Raw genomic sequence first — 25,673 nt, forward strand, 5'->3', positions numbered from 1 at the left:
ACGGAGGTGTGCAGAATAATGTCCAAACAAGCTTCACGTGTATATACATTACTAACAGTCCTGCTTATAGCGTTGGTTCTGGTGGTTGGATGTTCTTCCGGTGAACCGCAAGCTTCTGGTTCACAAACGACTTTAAACGTTAGCGATAATTTGGAGAGCAGCGCGGCGGAAGCGGGAGCAGGAGCGCCTGCATCCGAGCCTCCTGCGACTGGCGCCAACGCGTCTGCGCAAGCCGCAGCCGCAGGCGAAGGCACAGCACAGCCATCGGCTGCCGCGCCGAGCGGCAAGCCTGCGGCTGCTTCCGGCCCGGAGTCGACTCCGGCTCCGGCAGGAACTACACCGGCAGCAACGCCCAGCTCGGCTGCCGGCAATGCTGGTTCTGCTTCTAAGGCTTCGCCAGAAGCAGATCACGCAGATGGAAGCTCTCCATCTGCGAAGGGATCTGTGCCGTCTATAGCTGCTGCACAGCCGACGGCTACGGATAAGCCGCCGTCCACAACGAAGCCGGCGGCAGCAGTTCAACCCGCAGCTTCGGTGAAACCTGCGGGAAACGCAGCAACAGCAAGTACCGCCACAATATCCATTGTGGGGGATAAGGAGTTTGGCATTATTATGTCTGCGACCTCAGTGAATGTGGAGGAAGGCGACACTGTGCTGGATCTGCTCAAGGCAATCACCCGGGCGAATAAAATGCAGATGGAATTTAGCGGTGCCAAAGGATTTTCTTACATCGAAGGCATTGATAATTTGTACGAATTCGACCATGGTGCAGAGAGTGGCTGGATGTACCGTGTAAATGGAGAGTTCCCAAGCAAAAGCGCTGGGGCCTATACAGTGAAGCCTGGAGATATTATCGATTGGCTGTACACGCTTGATATGGGCAAGGATATCGGAGCCAAGAGGCCATGAACAAAGGCTTCCGTTCCATGCATCCAGCCGTAGCTTTATTGTATTATGCAGGGCTGCTGCTGTTCGCGGCTCTGCTGTTTCACCCCGTGTTTTTGCTTACCGAAATGATCGGAGTGTTGAGTCTGCTGCTTATGCAGAGGCAGGGGCGGCATTTACTGCGAGCCCTGCCCTTTTACTTGCTGATGGCCGGTTCTGTTGCAGTAATGAATCCATTGTTCTCGCATAGAGGCGCTAATATCCTGTTTTATTTGCTGGATCAGCCGATTACGCTTGAAGCCGTTCTCTATGGGGTGATGATGATGCTGGTGCTGCTGACGATTTTTATCGTATTTAGGTCTTATAACTACACGGTTACAACAGATAAATTTATGTATTTGTTTGCAGCAGCAGCACCCAGAACTGCATTGCTGAGCCTGATGGCTATCCGGTTTGTACCGTTGTTCCAAAGGCGTCTGCGCCAAATCACCTTAATTCAGAGCACTAGAGGCATTAACGTTAACTCGGGTAAGTTGCGTAAAAGAATGAAGGACGGCATGACGCTGCTCAAGGTGCTCTTAACGTGGTCGCTGGAGGAGGCGCTGCAAAGTGCGGATTCAATGAAGGCCCGCGGCTACGGTATCCGCAAACGCAGCACTTACGGAATCTACAAGCTGGACCGGCAGGATATCTGGATCTTAATTGTGCTTGCGGTTAGCGGCCTGTGCACGCTGCTTGGCTGGCTACAAGGCTACGCCATGCTGGAGATCTATCCACGCATGAAGCCTGCGGTATTCAGCTGGGGCGAAGCTGCTATGTTCGCGAGCTTTTGCCTGTTCGTGCTGACGCCTTTAGGGCTGGAAGGAAAGGAGAAATGGTTATGGAGATCATCACGGCGGAGCGGTTATCCTTCCGTTACCCCGATGAAAGCAGGAATTCGCTCGATGAGCTTTCGTTCTCGGTAAATGAAGGGGAGTTTGTAGTGCTCTGCGGACCTTCGGGCTGCGGCAAAACAACACTCCTGCGTCACCTGAAGCGGGAGCTTACACCCGTGGGGACCGGTAGTGGAACGCTCAAGTACCAAGGCCAACTGCTGGCCGAGCTGTCACCGGAAAGAGCGGCCGGAGAGATCGGGATGGTGTTCCAGAATCCTGATGCGCAGATTGTGATGGATACCGTATGGCATGAGCTGGCTTTTTCCATGGAGAATATGGGCTATCCGCCTTCAGTAATGCGCAGCAGACTGGCGGAAATATCCGGGCTGTTCGGGTTGGAGCCTTTGCTATATAAGTCGGTGCATGAGCTTTCTGGTGGACAAAAACAGCTGCTAAATCTGGCCTCCGTCCTGCTGCTTCAGCCCAAGCTGCTGCTGCTGGACGAGCCGACCTCACAGCTGGACCCCGTAGCTGCTCGGGAATTCATCGGAATTCTACAGCGTTTGAATGAGGAAATGTCGATGACTATAGTCATCAGCGAACATAGGCTGGAAGAGGTACTGCCCTTGGCTGACCGTGTCCTGCTGTTGGAAGATGGGGCCTTGAAGGCTGAAGGCAGCCCTCGGGAAATGGTGCGGAGGATCGGCAAAGAGCTATCCTCGTCTCATTTAGCTTATTTGCCTACGGCAGCTCGTCTGTTTCTACGACTATCGCCTGAGGCGGAGTATGCGGAGCTGAATTCCCTTCCGCTGACCGTTCGCGAGGGTAAGCAATGGCTGCAAAAGCGGCGGTTATTGGAGACAGATGCTAAAGGAATGGCGGTTGCGGGATCTGTGGCAAATACAGGACTATCCACCGATGCAGAGGTTCTGCTGAACTGCCGTGAGGTTACCTTCAGGTATGAGCAGGATGGCCCGGAGGTGCTAAAGAAGCTGTCGTTATTGCTATTTCGGGGTGAGCTTCTGACCATTATGGGTGGGAACGGTGCCGGGAAGTCCACACTACTGCATGTGATTAGTGGCCTTGCGAAGCCACAGCGAGGCAAGGCGGAGCTGGCCAAGGGAGTAAGTGCCGGCTATCTGGCACAGAATCCGCTGCTCTATTTCAGTCAGGACACGGTATTGGAAGAGCTGCAGCATATGGCTCATTATGCCGGGATGACGGAAGCAGAGTCCCAGCATGAAATTGCCGAATTGACCGCTATCTTTCAGCTTCAAGACCTATGGGGAAGCCATCCGCAGGATATTAGCGGTGGACAGCAGCAGAAGGTCGCACTGGCGATGGTATTGCTGCTGAAGCCTGATATCCTGCTGCTGGATGAGCCTACCAAGGGACTAGATCCTGGGGCTAAAGAAAACCTGGCCTCGCTGCTGCTGCATTTGCGAAGCCAAGGCGCAAGCATCATCATCGTGACGCATGATGTGGAGTTTGCAGCCAGACATGCTTCACGCTGCGCAATGCTCTTTGACGGAGGTATTACGGCGGAAGGTACGCCGGAAAGTTTTTTTAGTGCGAATTATTTCTATACCACAGCTGTAAACCGCATGGTGCGGGATTGGCTGCCGCAAGCATTGACCATAGAGGATGTGAATTAAGCAATGGCACGGTTTCGCTTTCCGCTCCTGATTGCCCTGGCGCTATTTGTAGTGATACTGGCGCTTACTGCCGCACTGAAGGACCGTCATTATATCCTGCTTAGTCTTGTATTGGTTGCTGCAGCGCTGTTTCCGCTATTTGTAAGATTGGAGCGCCGAGCGCTTGAATCGCGCGAGCTGGTCCTGTTGGCTGTATTATCTGCTGTAGCTGCCGTCAGCCGGATTCCATTTGCTGCCTTGCCCAGCGTTAAGCCGGTGTCAGCAATCGTAATCCTTTCGGCCTATGTATTCGGAGCGGAGGCTGGGTTCATCATCGGGGCCGTTGCAGCGCTTGTCTCCAATATTTATTTTGGTCAAGGTCCCTGGACGCCCTGGCAGATGTTCGCTTGGGGAATGGTCGGCCTTACAGCTGGCTGGTTGCGCAATACCAGGTGGATGCGAACAAGAACCGGAATGCTAATCTTCGGCTTCATCTGGGGATTTCTGTTCGGCTGGATCATGAATATATGGTATATTATCAGTTTGCCCGATGCTTTTAGCTGGGGGCTTGTGGCCGCTGCCTATGCTTCCAGCTTTTATTTTGATCTGGCCCATGCGTTATCAAATGTCTTCTTTCTATCCCTATTGGCTGGAGGCTGGATCAAGGTATTGCAGCGTTTCCGCAAGAAATATGGCCTGCTGCAGCAGGAGTAAAGACCTACTAATGAGATTAGTTTCAGGACTCATACGACATATTATTTATAATTCGACAATATTTTCATTGGCGATGTCATGTATTCGACCTTTTTCGCCGATATACTAGGTATATGTAATGTCATCTAGAGGGCGGGATTGAGACATGAGGAATTTGCAAGTGAAATACAAAATGGCACTACTGATGGTAGTAGTTATTATAATGCTTTTTGCAATAGGGATTACCGGCATTGTCACAACAGATAAAATGGCTGGCAGATCGACGGATACCTATAATGAGAACTTGCTCCCGATTTCCTATATTACGCAAATACGGGGCAATAATCGGGCTATTGAATCTTTTTTACTAGAAAATCTATTGTCAACGGATGATACAAGGAATAAGAAGCTTACTAACAGCATCGAGCAAAATATTCAAAAAAATGATGATCTGTTAAGCAAGCTGAAGCTGATCTACTTCAACGATAATACGGTTACCGATAAAGTAAACGAGTATATTTCCTTACTGTCGAATTATCGAGCCCAACGCGATAATATTATCCAGCTCGGCGATAATAATATGGATACTGAAGGATATGACTTATTCTCAGGAAGTGAATTTAGTAGTTCCCGAGAGAAGATGGTTACTCTACTTGATGATACGGCTGAATTGCTGCTTAAAGATGCCGCGGTTCATAACAAGGATACCGTTGCTAGCGCAGATAAATATAAAATGCTAAACATTATTTTTATTACTGTAGTTTGGATCATTTGTGTTTTGATCAGCGTGGTGATCACCCGGTTAATTACGAAACCACTGAAAGAGCTGCAAGGGTTAATGAAGCGTGCGGAAGAAGGAGATCTGACAGCTACAGTTGTCTATGATTCCAATGACGAGATCGGCCTTATTAACCGCTCCTTTAATAGTATGCTTGGCAGTCTGCGGACAATGATGCAGGGGGTCACGGAGAGTGTGGAGATGTTATCGGCCTCCGCGGAGGAGATGAGCGCCAGTGCGGTGCAGACCTCACTAGCTTCAAAAGTAATTGCCGAGACCTCCGGTGAGATAGCAGACGGCTTTGATGAACAGATGGGCAGCATTAACCGAACTTCGCAATCAGTGCAGGCTATGGCAGAGGATATATCAGCGGTTAAACGTAGCAGTAATGAGATGTCAGACCTTATGGCTATAGCCGCCGGTTCAACGGACCGCGGTGCGGATGCTGTACATCAAATCATCATACAAATGAAAGAAATCGATACAAGTGTGACAGAGAGCCAGGAGATTGTCAGTAATCTGGGTAGACTTTCGCAGGAGATCAATACTATTATTACGACCATTAACGGAATTGCCACCCAGACGAATCTATTGTCGCTCAATGCATCGATAGAAGCAGCGAGAGCAGGTGAGCATGGCGAAGGTTTTGCTGTAGTTGCCGATGAGATACGCAAGCTGGCGGAAGCAACGGGGGTAAGCTCGCTGCAAATTACAGACATTATTACACACATTCAGCAGCAAACCGGAAGTGCCGTAGAGTCGATGGTAATGGGTTCCCGGTTAGTATCGCATGGCGTAGTACAAAGTGAGCTGGTATCCCAGGCTTTTGTAGAGATTCAGAATTCTATAAAAGACTCGACCCGTCAGACTGAGGAGATCAGAGCGGCTATGGGTCATATTTCAAAAGAATCACAGGGCGTCGCTGAGGCTATGGATCAGGTTCAAGCGATCTCGAATAAAGGAGCAGAGGATATTCAAGACACAAGTACTGCTAGCGAGGAACAACTTACTGCTATGGGGGAAATGTTGGCTTCAGCTCAGTATCTGGCTACACTGGCAGAGGATCTGCAGAAGAGTCTATCGCGGTTCAGGTTGTAGTCATTTGTTTGTACTTCGAAGTTATAAAAGATAAAAGACTCGCCAGTCTCCGATACTTGGAGATTGGCGAGTCTTTGTTTTGCATAGCCCTTATTAAATTCAAGTGGACTTAAGCGTACCAGCCCCATACGAAGATAAACAGTGTACCGAATATCGTGACCAAACCAACAAATAATGCGTAGGCAAGATTGAGGTATAGTTCTTTCTTGGTCTCGGTATTTTCACCAATATGCATGAACAGGAACAGCTGCAGCGATGCCTGAATCAGTGCTGTAATTAACAGAATAACAATGTTTGCTGAGTCAGACAGATCAGCATAGAGCACTGTGAGTGCAGCGGCAGAAAGGACAAGAGAGGCCAGATAACCCATCACATGGCGAATTGGAAACAGTTGCTTCATCATGTTACATCAGTCCTTTCAGGTAGACGAAGCTGAAGATAAAGATCCAGACGATGTCCAAGAAATGCCAGTACAGCGAGAAGATAAAGGTCTTATTGGCGGTAGCCGGATTAATACCTTGACGCCACAACTGGATCAGAATCGCTCCACCCCACAGGAGTCCGAAAGATACGTGTGCTCCGTGCGTTCCGAGCAGTACAAACAGACTGGATAGGAACCCGCTTGTCTGGAGTGTAGCACCTTCGTGAATGTAGGTTAAGAACTCCATAACTTCAATACCAGCGAAAGCGAGACCCATCAGGAGGGTGATGCCGATAAAGACCATCATCGCTTTTTTGTAGCCATGCCGCATAGCATGAACCGCAAGGCCAATCGTGAATGAGCTTGAGAGCAGCAGGAAAGTCTCATACAGCACTGGGCCGATTTCGAATATCTCAGGTCCGCTGGGACCACTGGCGAAGCGGTTAACCATCACTAAGTAAACGGTGAATAGAGTGGCGAACAGCGCAATCTCGGCTCCAAGAAACACCCAAAAGCCAAAGATCTTATTGCTGTTCTCCTCAGTCGAATATTCTAGCGGCTTAGACGCATCTATTTTCATACAGTCTCACCCCGCAATTTCTTTTCTGTAGCGATAACTTCTTCGGCTGAAATATAGAACCCGTGGTCGCGGTCAAAGGACATGGTGGCCATGACAATAACGATACCCACCGCGGCCAGAATTGCCGGAATCCAGAGACTAAATACCATGGAGAAGCCAAAGATGAAGAAGATAACACCCATGATAAACGGCTTGCCAGTGTTGCTAGGCATATGAATTTTGGTGATCTTCTCCTCAAAGAGCGGGATATTATCTACCTTGGAAGTCCAGAAGGCATCGCGAGTTTGTACTTTTGGAACAATGGCAAAGTTATAAGCCGGAATCGGACTATTCGTTGCCCATTCCAGAGTACGTCCATCCCAAGGATCTCCGTTGGTATCCTTTGGCATATAGCGTGTACTCCAATAGATGTTGTAGACCAAAATAACAAACCCGATACAGAGACCCACCGCCCCGACAAAAGAAAGCGAATTGAGCGGACCAAAGCCTGTTTCTGCAGAGTAGGTATATGTCCGCCGAGTCATTCCCATCAGTCCCAACAGGAATAGCGGGAAGAAGGTTACGTTAAAGGAAATCGCAATCCACCAGAAGGCATGTCTGCCCAGGCGGTCATTTAGGCGGAAGCCGAATACTTTAGGGAACCAATAATGGAAGCCCGCAATAACGGCGAATACCGCGCCAGGAATCAGAACGTAGTGGAAATGCGCTACTAGGAACATGGTGTTATGGTACTGATAATCGGCACTAGCCATCGCCAGCATGACACCGGTCACTCCACCAATCGTAAAGATTGGAATAAAGGCTAGCGTGTATAGCATAGGGGTGGTGAAGGTGATTCGCCCTTTTCGGAGGGTGAATAGCCAGTTAAATATCTTAACCCCTGTCGGTACAGCAATAGCCATCGTTGTAATGGAGAAGAAGCCGTTGACCATTGCCCCTTGGCCCATGGTGTAGAAATGGTGAGCCCAGACCAGGAAGGACAAGAGCGAGATAATCACCATACTGAAGACCATGGAGGTGTAGCCGTACAGGTTCTTCTTGGAGAAGGTCGCGATAATCTCGCTGTATATACCGAAAGCCGGCAAAATAACGATGTAGACCTCGGGATGTCCCCATACCCAGAACAGGTTGGCCCAGAGCATATCCATTCCGCCGTTCGACATAGTGAAGAACTGAGAACCGAATAGCCGGTCAAACATCATCAAAGCAAGTGCTACGGTCAGCACTGGAAAAGCGAAGACAATAATTACGTTTGTAAGCAATGCGGACCAGATAAACATAGGCATCTTCATCAGCTTCATACCTGGTGCGCGCATTTTCAGAATCGTCACAATGAAGTTGACACCCGTTAGCAAAGTACCGATACCGGAAATTTGCAATGCTAGGGAGTAGTAATTGTTACCCACTGTCGGGCTGAACTCCAGACTCGCGAGTGGGAAATATGCGGACCAGCCGGCATCCGGCGATCCCCCGATAACAAATGAAATATTAAGTAGCATAGCTCCAAAGAAGAAGAGCCAGAAGCTGACTGCATTCAGACGAGGAAAGGCAACGTCTCTAGCCCCGATCTGCAAGGGAACGATAACATTCATCAGTCCGATGATAAACGGCATCGCCATAAAGAGGATCATGATCAAGCCGTGAGTGGTAAAGACCTCGTTATAATGCTGCGCATCCAGAAATTTCATTTCCGGCGCTGCGGTTTGCAGGCGCATCATCATAGCGTCAACGCCACCGCGGAATAGCATGAGCAGTGCAGCAAGGATGTACATAACCCCGATACGTTTATGGTCTACTGTGGTCAGCCATTCGCGCCAGAGGTAACCCCACTTTTTAAAATAGGTTAGACCGATGATAATTCCGATCGTAGCCAGAGCAATACTAATCATTGCTCCGTAGATCAACGGTTCGCCATGCACCTTAAATCTTTCAAAATCCATTAGGGTAGCTCCTTTCAGGTTGTTCAATTAAACTTATAGCTAGTTGCTATCGTGTGTATGTTCTTCTACCGCTGAGGTAGGTACAGGCTCATCAAGCTCAGGATTAGGTACACTGTCAAATTCCGTTTCACTGGCTGGTGCCGGTGATGGATGGATCTTTGTGTTGTCCTGATGCTCCATGCTTCCGTTATCCATATCCATGTCCATACCGTCCTCGGAATTCATTTCACCATGATCCGCCGGAGGTGGGCTAAAGGTTAGATGGGTCGAGGAGTAGGTTTTACGTCCGAGATGCTCCATCGCTAGCAGACTCTTGAATTCTTCTTCTGTGAGTGCTGGTGCGGTTTCCTTAACCTCTTTCACCCAATCATCGTAAGCTTTGGTATTCATCGCGAGTGTCTCAAACTCCATGTAAGCAAATCCCCTACCGCTGAAGTTTGCGTTCTTACCAATAAAAGAACCTTCGGAGTCCGCAACCAGGTTAAGCTTTGTAAGCATGTTACTCATCGCATACTTCTGGCCTGCTAATTGAGGAATCCACAGACTGGTAATGGTCCCGAAAGAATACATGCGGAATTCTATTGGGCGGTGAGTAGGGATATTAACGTAGTTCACCGTTTCAATGCCTTCCTCCGGATAGCTGAAATGCCATTTCCAATTCGATGAAGAAGCGTAAATAACGAGCGGTGTCTGATTTTTATAATCCGCTGGAACGTTCTCAACAGCACTGGTCGTCTTAACGGTAATGACGGAGAGGAAAGCCACAATAATGATAGGAATGGCAATCCAAAGTGCTTCCAGCCATTTATTGCCCTCTTCATGTGGAGGTACATAACCTTCATTACTTTTTTTGGCACGATATTTCACAAGGATAAAGATGTATAAGATGTACACAACAGCCAGAACACCGAGCATCACAAGAATGGAGAGGATGATCGTATCCGATATCGTTCGTGCGGCTGGCCCCTTCGGATTCAGAACAGTGAGTGAACTGCACCCTGGTAAGAGGAAGACAAGACTGAGAAATAAAACATATAACGGCCCCTTTTTGTTCATGTTGTACTCCTTCCTTATATAGGACTTTTTCAAAATATAAGAATTTATATGCTTCACGCAATATTTATCCTTATATTTCTCGAAGAAACGGGCGCCGCCCATTTGAAGGACGGCGAAGTCGTTTCATCTTGTTAGCCGAAAACATTAACCTCTACCTATAGTAAGAATTTTGGGGAGATAATGCAAAATACATATTTTATCCAAATTTCCATAAAGGACCTTAATAATGGCGATCTAGTTAAATATTTGTGATCATTTTGTTACAGGTATCTAATGATATGATAAAGATCACTGTCATGGCGCTACTTTCTTTATTTTTTCCATTATTCAAAATTTGTTCAATGTTTCTGTATTGTTACTTAATCTGTCACATTTATTTTACTCGAAAAAACTTAAAATTAAGCGCTTTCTTGAGAATGCGACAGGATTCGACAGATGTTGCAGCGAGCTGAAGAAAGAGCCGGATTCATTTTGCAGATTGAAAAGGTAACAATTCGTCTGCATTCGGTTACAATCTCTCAAATTCCAATCTATTTATGTATGATAAAGTGATAGGTAAATATACATTGATGGGAGTTTGCTGCTTAGTGTCTACAAAGAGAGTATTGTTATTATTTATCGGTTTATTCATCTGTTTATGTTTGACTAGTGAGTCGGGAATAGCCAGTGCAGCGAGTATTGAATCCCTTAAATTGGGAGTCAATGATCATTTGACCGACATTGAAGCTGTATCTGTAAAAGATTCGTATTATGTTCCGCTTCGTGACTTGGCAGGAGAGTTGGATTTAACGCTCACGGGTTTAGTGAACGGGATAGAAGTTAAGGGACAGACGCGATCGCTCAGAATTTTAAAAGATAATGCGAATGCCGTTCTTCAGGATGGAAGCACGATCTCACTCGGCACATTCCAGCAACAGGGGAAGCTGATGGTTCCGCTGCGACTGGTTGCTTATCTTGGGTTTACTATTTCCTTTAAACCTGAAGAATATTTATTGAGAGTACAGGATGCTAAGACTAAATTAACGGATGATGCATTCGTGAGCCAATATAGTAAGGAGTTGAAGCCAGCAGAACCACCCGCAGTAGCTCCGGAAGTAGCCACCGCTAAACCGGGCACTACCGTATTTCTAACCTTTGATGATGGGCCTTCGGCAACGACCTCACAGCTGCTGGATATCTTAGAGAAATATGATGTGAAGGCAACCTTTTTTATGTTGGGGCCACATATCAGTGACTACCCTACTCAGGTGAAACGCATTACGAAGGGCAAATATGGAGTGGGCTTGCATGGGATGACACACCGGAAAGAGAAATTTTATGCCTCACCAGCAGCTGCACTGGCAGAAATGCAGGGGGATAACGCAGTGTTGAAGAAGGTAACAGGGATTAGCACTACGCTGATCCGACCGCCATATGGAAGTAAACCTTATTTTACCCAGTCGTTCAGAGATAAGGTATTAATTCAGGGTTATCACCTGTGGGATTGGAACGTAGATTCGGAGGACTGGAAGTATAAGGATGATAGCGGGACGATTTATAATTTGGTTATGAATCAGGTTCATAAGCTTAAGCGGGCTAACGTCAATCCGGTGATTCTGATGCATGATCAGAAGGCAACGCTAAAGGTTCTGCCGCGCATTCTGAGCTCTCTAAAGAAGGAAGGATATCAGTTCCAGATTATTACTAAGGATCTACATCCGGTGAATTTCTGGAAGGATGAACGGTAATCACTACAGATAAGACTCTCTCTTCTATCGACTCAGTTCACATGCTATGTTATCATTATAGTCTGATAACGTGTTAACGAACTAAAGCACGCTGTGAAGTGTGTTATTTTCTAGGGGGAATAGAGAGATGAAGAACAAAGGATTGTTGATTTTGGTATTGGTTGTAGTGATAGCGACATTGGCGGGCTGCTCCGGTGGCAATGATGGCAAGCTGGTGATCGGAATAGATGATAAGTTCGCGCCAATGGGCTTCAGGGATGACAATAACGAGATTGTTGGTTTTGATATAGACTATGCGAAGGCAGCGGCTGAGAAAATGGGTAAAGAGATCACCTTCCAGCCGATTGACTGGTCTGCCAAGGAATCAGAGTTGAACAGCGGGCGCATTGATATGATCTGGAACGGATACACAATCACAGATGAACGTAAGGAAAAGGTTTTGTTCACTAAACCTTATTTGGAGAATAGTCAGGTTGTAGTTGTATTGGCAGATTCATCGCTAACGAAGCTGGATGATCTGGCTGGCAAAGAAGTCGGGTTGCAAAGTCTCTCGTCGGCCGCTGATGCACTCGATGCAAATCCAATCAAAGAGAAAATTGGCAATATCTCCGAATATCCAGATAACGTGCTTGCCCTGACAGACCTCAAGACCAAACGTCTCGATGGTGTTGTTATTGATGAAGTGGTAGCGAGATATTACATGTCCAAAGAACCGGATAGCTATAAGCTGCTGGATGAATCACTGGCGCCTGAGCAATATGGCATCGGGATCAAGAAAGGCAATGAAGCATTGCTTACGGAGCTGCAGAGGGCTCTGGATGAGTTGAACAGCGATGGAACGGCTGCGGAAATTTCAACGAAATGGTTTGGGGAGAACAAGGTACTGAAATAGATTGTAATCATTTAGGAGTCGGTAGTAGACATGAATGTGGAATATATAATAAAGATTGCCGGGCCTATGCTAGAGGGAGCACGAACAACTGCGTTGCTGTTTCTGATCGTCATCGCGGTGTCGATTCCGTTAGGATTTCTGGTTACATTGATGGCAAAGAGTGCTATAAAGCCATTGGCATGGATTGCACATAGCTATATTTATGTTATGCGCGGAACACCACTATTGCTGCAGTTGCTGTTCTTTTGTTTTGGACTGCCACAGATTCCGGTGATTGGGCAGTATCTCGTTATGGATCGTTTTGTCGCAGCCAGCTTGGGCTTTATCCTTAATTATGGTGCTTATTTTGCCGAGATCTTCCGTGGGGGGATGCTCTCGATTGATAAAGGGCAGCATGAAGCGGCCAAGGTACTGGGCCTCAGCAAATGGCAGACACTGCGTAAGGTTATTGTTGCCCAAATGTTCCGGGTCGCCTTGCCTGCAGTAGCGAATGAATCGATCTCTCTAGTCAAAGATACTGCCCTACTGTACGCTGTTGCCGTACCTGAGCTGCTGAATTATGCCAAAACGGCTGTAAACCGTGATTTTACAGTAACCCCATTTGTTGTGGCGGGTGTTATTTACTTGCTAATGACATTGGTCTTGACGTTATTCTTCAAGACACTGGAGAAACGCTTCAAATTCGAATAGAAGGACTGTCCAAATATGAGTAGCATGATAGAAGTAAAGGAGCTGCAGAAATCATTCGGCAGCCTCGAAGTGTTGAAAAAGGTTACATTTGCTGTGAATCCTGGAGAAGCCGTCGCAGTTATTGGGCCTTCTGGTTCCGGGAAAAGCACGATGCTGCGCAGTCTCGTACACCTGGAGGAGGCAACCGGTGGCAGTATCATCATTCACGGCAAGCCCCTGGTCAAGGATGGAAAATACGCCAGCGCTGCTGAGATTCGTGAGATTACCTCCCCTATGGGTATGGTATTTCAGCATTTTAACCTGTTCCCCCACTTAACGGTACGTGGGAATTTGGAGCTTGCTCCACGTACACTGAAACGGGAGAGCATTAAGGATATCACCGCCAAAAGCAAGGACCTGCTCTCCAAGGTGGGTCTTACCGATAAGGGTGACGTGTACCCATCCATGCTGTCCGGAGGACAGAAACAGCGCGTAGCTATTGCCAGAGCGCTCATGCTCAATCCGGATATCCTGTTGTTCGATGAACCTACCTCCGCACTTGATCCTGAGCTGACTGGTGAGGTGCTGCGTGTCATCCGCCAGCTTGCAGAAGAGCACATGACGATGATCATCGTTACGCATGAGATGAACTTTGCCCGTGATGTAGCGGATCGTGTGATCTTCATGGACAATGGGGAGATTGCGGAGTCTGGAACACCTGAGCAAATATTCGGCAGCCCGCAGCTGGAACGGACCCGAATGTTTCTGAGTCGGGAGTAGATGTTGATACTCTATTTTAGCATTTCAAATTGCCTACAAAAGTATATAAAAATAGGGCTGTCCCATCGTAGATTCTTTCTACGAATGGAACGGCTCTATTTTTTGGATAAATCCTGTATTTTATCCAACATTCATCTCAAAAAAGGCCTGCAAAAGCAGAATTCGTGTATAAAATCCAATATTTAGTTCAAAAGAGACTCCGTAGCTAACGTATGTTGGATTTTATCCAACATTTAGGTAATGAGAGTGAATTAATCAAATAAATCTTGGATTTTATCCAACTTTTTTGTTTAAGAGAGAGTGAGTAGGAGCAAGAAATAGATGGTCTGCTTTACAGAGACAACTTACTTTTTAGATAGTGGGAGTTTTCCTGGTTATTGCTGCCGAATATGAGGCGAAGGGTAGCGTCTGTTTTACAATATATTTATCCTTCTGTTGTTTCAAGAAACAACTGTCGTCCGTAAAGGACAATGAAGAGCCTTATTCTTTGTTGTTGACATAAAGCAGTAACTGTATTAATAATAGTAGTACAGTTAATACACATTGGCAGATACGCTGATGATGCAACAAAGTGAAGGGAGGATTGTCATGTTCGAACTGGACGTTCGCAGTCGCAAGCCGATTTATGAGCAGTTGATTGATAAGGTCAAGGAGATGGTCCAGCATGGTATTTTGCAGGCGGATGAACAGCTGCCTTCCGTACGTACCTTATCCTCACAATTGACCGTGAACCCCAATACCATTCAGAAGGCATACCGAGAGCTGGAGCGTGAGGGGTATATCTACTCACTGCAAGGGAAGGGCAGCTTCGTATCCCCCCTACAGCAGGGACAGAATGAATCCCAAAAAGCAGAGTTGCGAAATGAATTGCTGCGGTTAATGGCAGAGGCGGTTTATCTCGGATTTACAGCATTAGAGATTGGTGCGTTATACCGCCAAGTAGAAGAGCAGAGAGAAAGGGGGAATAATAGTGATTGAGATGCGGGGAGTCACCAAGTTATTTCAAGGCGAAAAGGCTGTAGACAGCATTTCGTTAACCGTACATAAAGGAACGATCTATGGGCTGCTGGGCTCGAACGGAGCAGGAAAGACTACACTACTCAAAACGTTGGCTGGTATTTATTCGCCAGAAACAGGGACGGTGAAGGTAGAGGGGGAGCCGGTCTTTGAAAATCCGGGAATGAAGCAGCGTATTATGTTTATGCCGGACAGTCCTTATTTTTTTCCACAATCCTCGATCAGTCAAATGGCTGCATTTTACCGTTCGATTTACCCACAGTGGAGCCAGTCGAGGTTTAAGGAGCTTGGAGCAGTCTTCCCGCTGGATACGAAGCGCAAGCTTAGTCGTTTCTCGAAAGGCATGCAGCGGCAAGCTTCCTTCTGGCTGGCACTTTGCTGTATGCCAGATGTTTTGATTATGGATGAACCGATTGACGGTCTGGACCCAGTCATGCGGCGGCAGATCAAGAATCTGCTGTTTCAGGAGGTTGCCGAGCGCCAATTGACGGTCATTATTTCCTCGCATAATCTGAGGGAGATAGAGGATCTATGCGATCATGTAGGCATCATGCATGCCGGTAAAATGCTGATTGAGAAGGATCTGGATGATCTGAAAGCAGACACACATAAGGTACAGGTGGCCTTCCGGGATGAACGGCATGAGGCTGCAATATCCGCCAAGCTGCAAGTTCTACATCAGGAGCGCCGGGGCAGTGTCAATCTGTATATTGTTAAAGGGGAATCCGAGCGAATTGCTAAGGTTTTTGAAGTCTATGAGCCTTATGTGTTCGATCTGCTTCCATTAACTTTGGAAGAAATCTTTATTTATGAAATGGGGGATGCCGGATATGACGCCCAGCCGATTATTCTTTAATAGCAGCATCATTCGCCAGAACCTCCGCCAACATGGCTGGATCGGTATTATCTATGCACTTGGTCTGCTGTTTGCGTTGCCCGTGCAGATGTTCACGAGAGAAACACATAGTTCATTGCCACAAGAGATTAAGAATTTATTTCAAATAGGGAATGGCATCCAATCGCTGTTTATTGTTGTGTTCCCTGTTGCTGCAGGGCTGTTCCTGCTATATTACCTTCAGGGCAAATCACCATCAGATCTATGGCACGGTCTTCCTTTTCGTAGGGAGCATCTGCTTGCCACCCATCTGTTAAGCGGACTGCTGTTACTACTGCCTCCAGTCTGGCTGACTGCTGCGGTTACAGCGGTCGTGCGGCAATGGGGCGGGAACATGTTTAGTTACGAGGGAGCGGATATTTGGAGCTGGTGTTTAATGGTAAGCCTGCTTACCATTTTTCTATTCTGCTTCAGTGTGTTTGTAGGGATTTGTACAGGCCAATCCATTGTGCAGGGAATTATCACGTATATTCTCCTGTTACTACCTGCTTTTCTGATCTTATTAATGAATTCTCATTTATCCGTCTATTTATACGGTTATCCTTATGTGTATAATGTTAATTCCAATGCCGAGATATGGTCTCCTCTTATGCATATCATGAACATAGCGGCTAATCCCTTCAGTGTGAAGGAAGTGTGGATTTATGGAGCTTTGTCTGTCGTATTTATCATCATGTCCTTCCTGCTATATCGTAAGCGTCATGTAGAAAAAGCAGGCCAGGCGATTGCCTTCACGGCGTTCAATCCACTCTTTAAAGCAGGCGTAATGTTCTGTGCGATGCTGATCTGCGGAACCTATTTTACCTCCGGTAAGCAGCAGTTAGGCTGGGTGATTGGTGGATATGCGATAGGAGCGTTGATTGGCTATGTTGTTGCAGAAATGATTCTTCGTAAAACCTGGCAAATATTTACCCGCAGAGTTCCGTTGGAATGGGCAGTGTATACAGTGCTGATAAGCCTACTTCTCTATATCCCAGCATCGGGATTAACGGGGTATGAGAACAGAGTACCTTCGAACGATAAAATAAGCGGTGTCTTTGCAGGTGGGAATTACTGGATGCGGGATTACTCTCAAGATACGCTTGCCAACTTGCCGATAGATCAAGATCCCTTCTCCAGCGACAAGGATTATATTGAGGCTGTTCGTAAGCTGCATCTTGCACTAGCCGCTGTACGTCCGGAGAGGAATTCCCAATCTGTAGCCAATTATACCCGTTATCAATCCTTTACTTTGGCTTATCAGCTGAATAACAGCCGCAAGCTGGTGAGGGAGTATCTAGTCCCCGTCAAAGGTTTTGAACCGGAACTCAAGGCAGTGATGGAGACGGAAGCCTACAAGAGTGAGGCTTATCAAATGTTTCAACTGGAAGAGAACACATACAGAATAAGGTTAAGCAATCGAGATAAAGTAGTAGACATCTCCAATCCTGTCGAAATTGCTGAATTCAAAGAAATTCTGAAGCGGGAAATTCTCAACATGTCTTTTGAAGAACAAACAAGCGATAGGACGCCACAAGCTTATATAGAAGTGTACTCTGACCAGAAGCAAAACGTAAATCGTAGTAGTCTTTTTTATGAATGGAAACCCTTCTATCAGGAGCTGGAGAGCTGGTTGGTCGAAAAAGGTTATGCCGATAGGGTTCGTACAACATCTGCAGAAATTAAATCCGCCGAGATTATGAAGGATGACTTTGACGGCAGAATTTCATATGAAGAGCTGTACAATCCTGAGAAACATGTGGAGCTTGCCCGCAGTGAAAAGCGTACGGCTGTGACTGCAGACAAGAATTTTATTACCTCCATCTTGGAGCATGAGCGGGACTTTGCAGCCAGAAACGGAATGATTCTTGTGCGAATGGAGTATAAGAACGGCAACACTGAATATGTTCAATTGGAGGACTCTGATCTGACACCTGCGTTAAGGGCTTTACTTCCTTAGGTTACGTGTATATGGCTTGCAGGGCAGACGCTGAAGCAGTATATTTATTAAACAATCAGGTCATGGATGATAGAGTCCATGGCCTTTGTTTTATTTTGATGAGGTCAGTGGAACTGGTAAAGGAGGCGAATGCGATGAACGAAGTACCCGATCATCTGGATCACGGATTACAGATCATCTTTATCGGTTTTAACCCCAGCCCTCGTTCTGGAGAGGAAGGACATCATTATGCGAATCCACGCAACCATTTCTGGAGAATACTGCATCAGTCCGGACTGACGCCGCGTTTATATAACCCTTCGGAGGATGGAGAGCTGCTGAAGCTCGGACTGGGCTTCACGAACATTGTTGCCCGCCCAACCCGTGGGGCGGAGGATATCACTCGTGAAGAATATAAAGAGGGCCGAGAACTGCTGCGAGCTAAGCTCGAGCAATTTCGGCCGGAAGTGGCTTGTTTTGTAGGCAAAGGCGTCTATACGGAATACAGCCGGAGATCTAAGGTTGATTGGGGATTTCAAGAGGAGGCCGCGGAGCCTCTGGTTGACGGAGTGCGTGAATTTGTAGCACCGTCTTCCAGTGGCCTTGTACGCATGCCACTGAATGATATTGTTGACATCTACCGGAGGTTATACAAGTTTACTGGAGATGTTGCGTCAGGTTTGGATCAACAGTAGAATGATTGACGATAAAGATAGGCAGACACTCACGAGGCACAACACGATAACAACCTGCTTTTGGTTCAGTCCTGCCCGAAGCAGGCGGTAGTGGACCTGGGTAGCGTCGGCTTGATAGATGGACTTCCCTTGGATGAAGCGTTTGAAGACGACAAAGATATTGTCGAAGATCGGTACGCCCATCGCCAGAATCGGGATGAAAATCGACAGGACCGTCGCCTGCTTGAAGGCACCATCGAGCGCAATAACAGCAAGGATGAAGCCGAGAAAGGTTGCGCCTGCGTCACCCATGAAGATTTTGGCAGGCGGCTTGTTATAACGTAAATAAGCAAGGGTAACGCCTACGAGTGCGATCGCCATAACAGCGGAAGTAGATTGTCCTTTAGCCAAGGCAACAATGAACAGGGTTACGGCTGAAATAGCGGTCAGTGCACCAGCTAGACCATCCATGCCATCCGAGAAATTGATCACGGTAGTCACGCCAAAAATCCAAAAAATGGTCAGTAAGAACTGCAATATAACTGGCAGAACGATATAATCCCCAGAGAATGGGTTGTAGAATCCGGTAAAGGCGTTTCCGGCCAGATAGACAAGAACTGCCGCGGCAACCTGAACAATCATTTTGGGCAACGCGGGGAAATCCTTACCCTTAGTTTTGTACCAGTCATCCACCGTCCCAATGGTCAGTAGCAGCACACCACCGATGAATATAGCTAGGGTCTCCATAGTAAAGTCACGGGCAAACACTAAATAGGTAATGAAAAACCCGATAAAGATAGCGTAGCTGGCTGTAAGCGGGATAGGTTCTCTATGTATTTTTCGCTCAACGTCCTGCCGGGGTTTGTCCACAAAATCAATGCGGAAAGCCAGTCTGCCGAGCGGTGGTATTAACAAATAAACAATGGAAAACGACAACAGAAATGCTAATAAATATAAAATGATGTTCACCGCCGTTTTCTCTTTAAAATAACATATCTGCCCATGACTTACCTTAAAAAGTGATAAATTGTCGATTGCTAGTCATATTTTAGAAAAATATATTTATGGAGGTACATATGAAATACGAAATCATTTTATTCGATGCCGATGACACGCTGTTTGATTACGGAATGGCAGAAAGCCATGCTCTATATAACACGTTTGCCCAATTTGGCTTGCCAACGGGCGCGGACGATTATGCCGCCAGCTACAAGGAGATTAACCACGCGCTCTGGAAGGATTTGGAGCAAGGCCGGACTACTTCTGCAGCTCTGCGGGTGGAGCGTTTCAATCGGCTGTTTGTAGCGAATGAGCTAAGGCTGAATTCAGAGGAGTTTAGTGCAGCTTATCTGCGATACTTAGGCGAGGGGACGTTCCTCATTCAAGGGGCTATTGAGCTTTGTGAAGAGCTTGCCGACTTTAGGCTGGCGGTTATCACGAACGGAATTAAGGAAGTGCAGACCTCCAGAATTCAGGGGTCTCCGCTGTGCAGCACCTTTGAACAGATTATTATCTCTGAGGAAGCGGGCAGCCAGAAGCCGGAGACGGGTATTTTTGATTATGCTTTTGCCAAGCTTAAGATTGCGGATAAGGAAAAGGTACTGATTGTGGGCGACTCTCTGACCTCGGATATTCAAGGAGGAATTAATTATGGTATCGATACCTGTTGGTTTAATCCGCTGGGTAAAGTGAATGACTTGGGAGTCCAGCCGAAATATGAAATACGTAGTTTGTCGGAGCTGATTAGTATCGCTAGAGGGTAGCCAGAATAAGTTGCAAATAGAAAAAGATTGGAAGTCCTCTCTCGGTGTTATATATAGGAGAAAGCAATAGTTCTGACAACAGAGGAGCGGATCGTAATGAAAAAGAAATGGCTCATCGCAGCCGTGGTCGCCAGCATGACCATAACCGGTTCAGCCGGCGTGTACGCAGGCGCCAAATTAGAGCAAATCAAGGCCTATTTGAATCACAGCATCGGTCTTGTCGTAGATGGCAATCCTTATTGGATGAAGGATGGTAACGGCAAGACACTAACTCCGATTACATATGAGGGGCTTACCTATTTGCCGGTTCAGTCGGTTGCCAACGCCTTGAAAGTGCCAATTACGTATGACGCCGCCAATTATAAAGTGCGGATCGGACTGAATAGCGCAATCCCCATTGCAACTCCGACTCCAACAGCGGGAAACGGCACAACAACCCCCGTCTCAAGTAACTCACGACCGGTTAATCTGCCACAGGATTTCCCTATACCTGCGGATGCGGTCATTTCCACAACCTTGGATACTGATATCGATGGTGTGAAAAAGGTAGCTTTCACCTATTCTACACAGGAAACGCTTGATATCATGGGATTTGTCTACAGCGAATATGTGCGGATCAAGAAATTGGACAATTCAACGCAGACTATAACCTCTACTACAGTTAAAATCACTGGCAGACTAAGTGGGACAAGTCCACTCTCGATCACAGGAAAAGCTTCAACCGCGCGTCCTGGATATAATAACTTTACTATTACATGGTCAGAAAGCTAAAGCTCGGGATGATTTAGCGAAAAAAGGCAAGTTTCCGCAGTATGGGGAACTTGCCTTTTTGCTATTGCAACGTTCAATCGTTCAAAGGATTGCTGGATTATTGGTGTGTATCCAACGGCTTGAGGTAGGCCTCAATTTGTTCCCGCTTTGACTCCAGGAATGGAGGCAGGGCTAGTGATTCCCCGAGATGCTCCATAGGCTCATCGGTCGCAAAGCCTGGTCCATCTGTAGCCAGCTCAAACAAAATGCCATTCGGCTCGCGGAAATAGAGGGAGCGGAAGTAGAAACGGTCGACGAAGCCTGAATTGGGCAAACGTAGTGTGCCCACACGTTCGATCCATTGCTTCAGCTCTTCTTCGTTATCGACGCGGAACGCGACATGATGCACACCGCCCCGTCCGAGATGTTCCAGCTCCAGATCGTTTCGTTCCTCCAGATGAACCTCTGCACCCGAGCCGCCTTCTCCGGTCTCGAATACAATTACATCCGGTTGTCCGGCTACTGTTGAAGGATATGTGCTTTTACGGCGAAAGCCAAGCAGTTCTTCAAGTATTACAGCCGTTAGATCGGCCGTTTCCACGGTTAGATGCGCAGGCCCCAGACCGACAATGCCATACTGAGCAGGAACCGGACTTTTTGCCCAAGGCTTGCCACCTGCGACACCCTTATTAAACTCATCGGATACCAGCAGGAAACGTTGTCCCTCAAAATCGCGGAAGGATAAGGTCTGTCGGCCTCCTAGCACCGTAATCGCTCCGTGCTCTACATGATATTCCGTAAAACGCTGCTCCCAGTAGGTAAGCGCGGCATCGTTAGGTACACGTAGAGAAAGGGCGGAGATACTATTATTACCGTCGCGGTTGTGCCCCGAATTTGGGATTTCAAAGAAGGTCAGCTCTGTTCCGGGATTACCCTGCTCGTCTCCATAGAACAAATGATAGACGGAGATATCGTCCTGGTTAACCGTTTTTTTGATTAGACGTAAGCCCAGTACTTCCGTATAAAATTTGAAATTTTCCGGTGCTTTGGCTGTAATGGCGGATACATGGTGAAGTCCTTTTATTGTTAAACTCATCTGTGTAGTACCTCCTAGTGAAACATCATGAATAATATTAAGTAACTATAATTTTAATAGTAAACTTTGCAAATTGCAAGAGGGACCCCAACATTCTCAAAAGGCGGACGGAAGTTAAGGATCGGATATACTAGTTTAAACGCTTTAGTGGATGTTTAATCGTATTCTTTTGCTTTGATTGGTATATTAGCTTTGTTAAGTTTGGAGTGAGGGAGAGAAGTGTATGCATACGAAAGCCAGCTTATTGAAACAACTGCAGGAGTTGGAGCTTGACCCGCAAGGGACGATTCTAGTGCATTCTTCTTTAAAAAGTATGGGTGAAGTGCAGGGAGGTGCGGACACGGTTCTGGATGCTTTGGTCGAATATATGCGGGACGGGCTATTGGTATTGCCCACACATACCTGGGCTTATATTAACACGAATAATCCACGCTTCTCGGTTAAGGATTCTCCTTCCTGTGTCGGTATTTTGCCGGAATTGTTCCGTGCTCGTAGAGGGGTCGTTCGTTCCTGGCATCCGACACATTCGGTGGCTGCGCTGGGGGCGGATGCAGCAGAATTCACGGCAGGCGATGAGTTATGGGACACACCATGTGCCCGTGGCTCGGTCTGGGGCAAACTGCTTGACCGGAAAGCAGAGATCGTGCTGCTAGGCGTAGACCTGCGGCGGAACACGTTCATCCATGGCATCGAGGAATGGGTCAATATTCCCGGTAGAATGACAGATGAACCGGAGCAACTGTACACGGTTACTCCTGACGGAACTGTGTTATCTGTACCGTCCCGCAGGCACTGCGGTCTTTCCTGGTCGCAGCATTTCTGGAAGGTAGACGGTGTTCTGCGCGAGGCTGGTGCAATGCGTAAGGGGAGCTTCGGGGATGCAGCGGTTAGGGTGTGCGGCACGGTGGAAACCAATGAACTTCTCAGCCGGATGCTGGCAGTGAACCCGGATCTGTTCTCGGATAATGAACCTTTGAAGGGTGAATATAACAAACTGTAAGCGTGGGTGTATCCTCAATCTGGCTAGACCCTATCAATGTATGGTATATTATTCTCACATAAAACATAGTAAGGAGATTGGAAATGGAAAAAACATTGGTCTTTGGTCACAAAAATCCGGATACGGATACGATTTGTTCGGCAATAGCATATGCTGCACTTAAGAAAGAACTGGGCTGGGATGCTGAGCCTGTTCGTCTGGGAGAAGTAAGTGGTGAAACACAATTCGCACTGGATCACTTTGGAGTGCCAGCTCCACGTCTAGTAGAGAACGTAGCCGCTGAAGTGAAACAGGTTATTCTGGTTGACCATAATGAACGCCAACAAAGCGCGAATGATATTGATCAGGTACGTGTTGTTGAGGTTATTGACCACCACCGGATCGCTAACTTTGAGACGGCTCATCCCCTGTACTATCGTGCTGAGCCCGTAGGCTGTACAGCTACAATCCTTAACAAGTTGTATAAAGAAAACGGAGTCGCTATTCCTAAGGAGATCGCTGGTCTGATGCTTTCCGCGATCATTTCTGATTCCTTGCTGTTCAAATCACCAACCTGCACACCAGAAGATGTAGCTGCAGCACGTGAACTAGCCGAAATCGCTGGCGTAGACGCTGAAACCTACGGATTGGCTTTGCTCAAAGCAGGTGCTGATCTTAGTGACAAGACGATTGCGCAACTCGTTTCTCTTGATGCCAAGGAATTCAAGATGGGCGCATACAAAGTCGAAATCGCGCAAGTAAATGCAGTGGACGTTAACGATGTACTCTCCAAGCAAGCCGAACTGGAAGCTGCACTTACGTCCATAATTGAGGAAAAGGGTTTGGATCTGTTCTTGTTCGTCGTTACAGATATCCTGAACAACGATTCGGTTGGACTGGCTCTGGGACGTAATGCTGGAGCAGTAGAACAGGCCTACAATGTGAAGCTTGACGACAATAAAGCCATCCTTAAAGGCGTGGTTTCCCGCAAATCGCAGATCGTACCGATTCTTACGGAGACGATGGCGAAACTGTAACCAAGATTTCAACTTATAAGCAGAGCCCTTGCCCAGATCATTTGATGATTGCGGTGGGGCTCTTTTTAGTGGCATAGTTTCACTGAAAATATCGCCTTTGCTGAACTGCATTCTCTGCAGCAAAGTCCTGCATTCAACATATGGAGAAGTGCGTGATTTTTTGTTTTCTTGTGCTTTCTGCTACAATATTTCTAGGACTACTAATTGGATGAAACTATACTGTTCTGACTATGACAAGGAGGGGATTCCATGATTCAATTATATACCGCTGACTCCGCACATCGCTTTGACCACGGCTGGCTAAAGGGCAGTCATGTTTTCTCGTTCGGGGATTTCTATGATCCTGATAATACAGCCTTTGGCCCGATGCGGGTCTGCAACGATGACACTATTTTTCCGGGGAGAGGTTTTGGTGCCCATCCACATAGTGACATGGAGATAGTCTCCATTGTTCTATCGGGAAGGCTTCGGCATGAAGATAATTTAGGGAATGTAGTGGAGACAACCTTCGGTGGCATTCAACGAATGTCGGCGGGTACGGGGGCGATCCATACAGAGCATAACCCTTCTGAAGATGAACCTGTACGTCTGCTGCAACTATGGTTTATGCCCCGAACACGTGGCACTGCGCCATCCTATGCCACAGGCCGGTTCGATCCAGCCAAACTAAATGGGAAACTGCTGCCGATTGTCGCTGCTGAAAGTTCAGAAGAGGTCGTTGATATTGGCCAGGACATGACGATTTATCTAGGTCGGTTGGACGTAAGCCAAGAGCTGGTATTTAAGCAGGAGGCCGGAAGACGCATATTTATATATCTTGTCGAAGGGGTGCTGGAGGTAGACGGGAATACAGTACTGCATCCAGGTGATTCGGTACGCATTACCGAGATCAGCGAGCTTAAGCTTGTCGCCTCGGAGGCTGCTCATGTCATGCTGATTGATTTACCTTGATTTGCTATAACTTGTAGGAGGGATGAGAAATGGCGCAGGAGAGAGTGTTGGTTAAACATTCAGTAACCGGACGTTTGCTGCTCAGCAGCACTGATGGGCTAACTTATACCTTTGATCATGCAGGTGAGCTTACGCTGGTAACTATAAATGGTGTACCTGCAGACAAAGGAGCAGCAGTAGTGGAGCTCAAGTCCGAGTTGAATGTGTTCCGCTTCGAGGAACCGCAAGGTGGACCCATTATTAAGCATTGGTATTATGTCGGCGACAATCCGGTTACCTATGATGAAGCCGCCCAGCGGCTAACACTGTCAGTGCAATCGGAGATTGAGTATCGGCCGGATCAATATTGGGAATGAGCCGGGAAGTAATATTGCAAGCTGCTCACACAAAAATAGACTCTCCTATAATAGTTGTATGTGCAACTTAATATAGGAGAGAATTCTCATGGGCACGAATTACCACAGTACATTTCTAACAATAGAGGTTAGATTGTGGTGGAATCCAAATAGAATATACATAAATTTTCACAGTAAAAGCACAAATTATGTTGACAATTATGTCTGCA

At 47.1% G+C, this 25,673-nt stretch carries 25 protein-coding genes; 19 read left to right on the forward strand and 6 right to left on the reverse strand.

Features of this window, described 5'->3' with window-relative positions:
* Positions 1-18: 18 nt before the first annotated feature.
* From GJB61_RS00575 to GJB61_RS00595, 5 genes are all read left to right on the forward strand, one after another.
* A complete protein-coding gene (locus GJB61_RS00575) occupies positions 19-909 on the forward strand; it encodes a DUF4430 domain-containing protein (RefSeq protein WP_154116121.1) in 891 nt (296 codons plus the stop codon).
* Positions 906-1,850, forward strand: a complete 945-nt coding sequence (locus tag GJB61_RS00580; RefSeq protein WP_154116123.1) for an energy-coupling factor transporter transmembrane component T — start codon at positions 906-908, stop codon at positions 1,848-1,850. The genes GJB61_RS00575 and GJB61_RS00580 overlap by 4 nt, the downstream gene beginning before the upstream one ends.
* A complete protein-coding gene (locus GJB61_RS00585) occupies positions 1,766-3,415 on the forward strand; it encodes an ABC transporter ATP-binding protein (RefSeq protein ID WP_154116125.1) in 1,650 nt (549 codons plus the stop codon). Before GJB61_RS00580 ends, GJB61_RS00585 begins: the two co-directional genes overlap by 85 nt.
* Before the next feature lie 3 nt (positions 3,416-3,418).
* Complete coding sequence (locus tag GJB61_RS00590; protein WP_154116127.1) at positions 3,419-4,108, forward strand: ECF transporter S component; 690 nt, start codon at positions 3,419-3,421, stop codon at positions 4,106-4,108.
* Between the two features lie 145 nt (positions 4,109-4,253).
* The gene (locus GJB61_RS00595) at positions 4,254-5,963 is read left to right on the forward strand and encodes a methyl-accepting chemotaxis protein (RefSeq protein ID WP_154116129.1); all 1,710 of its coding nucleotides are present in this window, start codon (positions 4,254-4,256) and stop codon (positions 5,961-5,963) included.
* A gap of 109 nt (positions 5,964-6,072) precedes the next feature.
* Here GJB61_RS00595 and qoxD read toward each other — a convergent pair whose 3' ends face one another.
* From qoxD to qoxA, 4 genes are read right to left on the reverse strand one after another with little or no spacing between them, the layout of a single operon-like run.
* Complete coding sequence (gene qoxD, locus GJB61_RS00600; RefSeq protein ID WP_195724180.1) at positions 6,073-6,366, reverse strand: cytochrome aa3 quinol oxidase subunit IV; 294 nt, start codon at positions 6,364-6,366, stop codon at positions 6,073-6,075.
* Position 6,367: 1 nt separating this feature from the next.
* Complete coding sequence (locus GJB61_RS00605) at positions 6,368-6,964, reverse strand: cytochrome (ubi)quinol oxidase subunit III (protein ID WP_154116131.1); 597 nt, start codon at positions 6,962-6,964, stop codon at positions 6,368-6,370.
* Positions 6,961-8,904: a cytochrome aa3 quinol oxidase subunit I gene (gene qoxB / locus GJB61_RS00610; protein WP_154116133.1), complete on the reverse strand. Its 1,944-nt coding sequence runs from the start codon at positions 8,902-8,904 to the stop codon at positions 6,961-6,963. Before qoxB ends, GJB61_RS00605 begins: the two co-directional genes overlap by 4 nt.
* A gap of 39 nt (positions 8,905-8,943) precedes the next feature.
* Positions 8,944-9,960 (reverse strand): cytochrome aa3 quinol oxidase subunit II, encoded by a 1,017-nt coding sequence (gene qoxA, locus GJB61_RS00615; protein WP_154116135.1) that lies wholly within the window; start codon positions 9,958-9,960, stop codon positions 8,944-8,946.
* 587 nt (positions 9,961-10,547) lie between these two features.
* On the opposite strand from qoxA, the gene GJB61_RS00620 reads away from it, so the two are divergent.
* The 8 genes from GJB61_RS00620 to GJB61_RS00655 all read left to right on the forward strand — a co-directional run bounded on the left by GJB61_RS00620 (position 10,548) and on the right by GJB61_RS00655 (position 18,553).
* Positions 10,548-11,687 carry a polysaccharide deacetylase family protein gene (locus GJB61_RS00620; protein ID WP_195724181.1) on the forward strand — a complete coding sequence of 380 codons (1,140 nt, stop codon included), beginning with the start codon at positions 10,548-10,550 and terminating at the stop codon, positions 11,685-11,687.
* Between the two features lie 127 nt (positions 11,688-11,814).
* Positions 11,815-12,579 carry an amino acid ABC transporter substrate-binding protein gene (locus GJB61_RS00625; protein WP_154116139.1) on the forward strand — a complete coding sequence of 255 codons (765 nt, stop codon included), beginning with the start codon at positions 11,815-11,817 and terminating at the stop codon, positions 12,577-12,579.
* Between the two features lie 30 nt (positions 12,580-12,609).
* Complete coding sequence (locus tag GJB61_RS00630) at positions 12,610-13,269, forward strand: amino acid ABC transporter permease (protein ID WP_154116141.1); 660 nt, start codon at positions 12,610-12,612, stop codon at positions 13,267-13,269.
* A 15-nt stretch (positions 13,270-13,284) separates the two neighbouring features.
* Positions 13,285-14,028 carry an amino acid ABC transporter ATP-binding protein gene (locus GJB61_RS00635; RefSeq protein WP_276568316.1) on the forward strand — a complete coding sequence of 248 codons (744 nt, stop codon included), beginning with the start codon at positions 13,285-13,287 and terminating at the stop codon, positions 14,026-14,028.
* 588 nt (positions 14,029-14,616) lie between these two features.
* Positions 14,617-15,006 carry a GntR family transcriptional regulator gene (locus GJB61_RS00640; RefSeq protein ID WP_154116143.1) on the forward strand — a complete coding sequence of 130 codons (390 nt, stop codon included), beginning with the start codon at positions 14,617-14,619 and terminating at the stop codon, positions 15,004-15,006.
* Positions 14,999-15,901 (forward strand): ABC transporter ATP-binding protein, encoded by a 903-nt coding sequence (locus tag GJB61_RS00645; protein WP_338115627.1) that lies wholly within the window; start codon positions 14,999-15,001, stop codon positions 15,899-15,901. Before GJB61_RS00640 ends, GJB61_RS00645 begins: the two co-directional genes overlap by 8 nt.
* Positions 15,876-17,879 carry a DUF6449 domain-containing protein gene (locus GJB61_RS00650; protein ID WP_154116145.1) on the forward strand — a complete coding sequence of 668 codons (2,004 nt, stop codon included), beginning with the start codon at positions 15,876-15,878 and terminating at the stop codon, positions 17,877-17,879. Before GJB61_RS00645 ends, GJB61_RS00650 begins: the two co-directional genes overlap by 26 nt.
* 134 nt (positions 17,880-18,013) lie before the next feature.
* Positions 18,014-18,553 (forward strand): mismatch-specific DNA-glycosylase, encoded by a 540-nt coding sequence (locus GJB61_RS00655; protein WP_154116147.1) that lies wholly within the window; start codon positions 18,014-18,016, stop codon positions 18,551-18,553.
* Here GJB61_RS00655 and GJB61_RS00660 read toward each other — a convergent pair.
* Positions 18,533-19,492, reverse strand: a complete 960-nt coding sequence (locus tag GJB61_RS00660; protein ID WP_338115663.1) for an MraY family glycosyltransferase — start codon at positions 19,490-19,492, stop codon at positions 18,533-18,535. The genes GJB61_RS00655 and GJB61_RS00660 overlap by 21 nt on opposite strands.
* A 116-nt stretch (positions 19,493-19,608) precedes the next feature.
* Between GJB61_RS00660 and GJB61_RS00665 the strand changes: the two genes are divergently transcribed.
* Together GJB61_RS00665 and GJB61_RS00670 are read left to right on the forward strand one after the other, a co-directional pair.
* Complete coding sequence (locus GJB61_RS00665) at positions 19,609-20,295, forward strand: YjjG family noncanonical pyrimidine nucleotidase (RefSeq protein WP_154116149.1); 687 nt, start codon at positions 19,609-19,611, stop codon at positions 20,293-20,295.
* Positions 20,296-20,391: 96 nt separating this feature from the next.
* On the forward strand, positions 20,392-21,066 hold the full coding sequence (locus tag GJB61_RS00670) for a hypothetical protein (protein WP_154116151.1): 675 nt from the start codon (positions 20,392-20,394) through the stop codon (positions 21,064-21,066).
* 97 nt (positions 21,067-21,163) lie between these two features.
* On the opposite strand, the gene GJB61_RS00675 is transcribed toward GJB61_RS00670, so the two are convergent.
* Positions 21,164-22,141, reverse strand: coding sequence for a ring-cleaving dioxygenase (locus GJB61_RS00675; RefSeq protein WP_154116153.1), 978 nt, complete (start codon positions 22,139-22,141; stop codon positions 21,164-21,166).
* A gap of 223 nt (positions 22,142-22,364) precedes the next feature.
* Here GJB61_RS00675 and GJB61_RS00680 point away from each other — a divergent pair, with 223 nt between their 5' ends.
* From GJB61_RS00680 to GJB61_RS00695, 4 genes are all read left to right on the forward strand, one after another.
* Complete coding sequence (locus GJB61_RS00680) at positions 22,365-23,141, forward strand: AAC(3) family N-acetyltransferase (RefSeq protein ID WP_154116155.1); 777 nt, start codon at positions 22,365-22,367, stop codon at positions 23,139-23,141.
* 83 nt (positions 23,142-23,224) lie between these two features.
* Positions 23,225-24,157, forward strand: a complete 933-nt coding sequence (locus GJB61_RS00685; RefSeq protein ID WP_154116157.1) for a manganese-dependent inorganic pyrophosphatase — start codon at positions 23,225-23,227, stop codon at positions 24,155-24,157.
* A 249-nt stretch (positions 24,158-24,406) separates the two neighbouring features.
* On the forward strand, positions 24,407-25,108 hold the full coding sequence (locus GJB61_RS00690; protein WP_154116159.1) for a pirin family protein: 702 nt from the start codon (positions 24,407-24,409) through the stop codon (positions 25,106-25,108).
* A 29-nt stretch (positions 25,109-25,137) separates the two neighbouring features.
* Positions 25,138-25,464 (forward strand): hypothetical protein, encoded by a 327-nt coding sequence (locus GJB61_RS00695; protein WP_154116161.1) that lies wholly within the window; start codon positions 25,138-25,140, stop codon positions 25,462-25,464.
* Positions 25,465-25,673: the final 209 nt, after the last annotated feature.

Origin of the sequence: Paenibacillus monticola (assembly GCF_009664975.1) — a bacterium.
Lineage (GTDB): Bacteria > Bacillota > Bacilli > Paenibacillales > Paenibacillaceae > Paenibacillus_AQ > Paenibacillus_AQ monticola.